The 501-nt window shown below is 55.9% G+C and carries 1 pseudogene; it reads right to left on the reverse strand.

Features of this window, described 5'->3' with window-relative positions:
- A pseudogene (locus RB298_RS17180) lies at positions 1-501 on the reverse strand (hypothetical protein); the annotation flags it as partial.

The raw sequence follows: 501 nt of genomic DNA on the forward strand, positions 1-501 counted from the left end.
AAAAGCATCCGGTCCAAGGTGTTTGCTCTCGATGGAGCCTTCGGCAATCTGGGAGCCGTTCAAGGATCCCTCGGCCACGTTCGCGCCGGTGATAGTCCCTGCAGCGATTTGGCTTCCTGTAACAGAACCGTCAGCCAGGGTAAAGTTATCAAAGGCATCCGGTCCAAGGTGTTTACTCTCGATGGAACCTTCGGCAATCTGGGAGCCGTTCAAGGATCCCTTAGCTACGTTCGCGCCGGTGATAGTCCCTTCAGCAATTTGGCTTCCTGTTACTGAACCATCGGCCAGGGTGAAGTTGTCAAAGGCATCGGGTGCGAGGTGTTTGCTCTCAATGGACCCCTCGGCCAGGGTGAAGTTATCAAAAGCATCCGGTCCAAGGTGTTTGCTCTCGATGGAGCCTTCGGCAATCTGGGAGCCGTTCAAGGATCCCTCGGCCACGTTCGCGCCGGTGATAGTCCCTGCAGCGATTTGGCTTCCTGTAACAGAACCGTCAGCCAGGGT

Source organism: Priestia sp. BR_2, assembly GCF_041954005.1.
GTDB lineage: Bacteria > Bacillota > Bacilli > Paenibacillales > Paenibacillaceae > Paenibacillus_AQ > Paenibacillus_AQ lautus_A.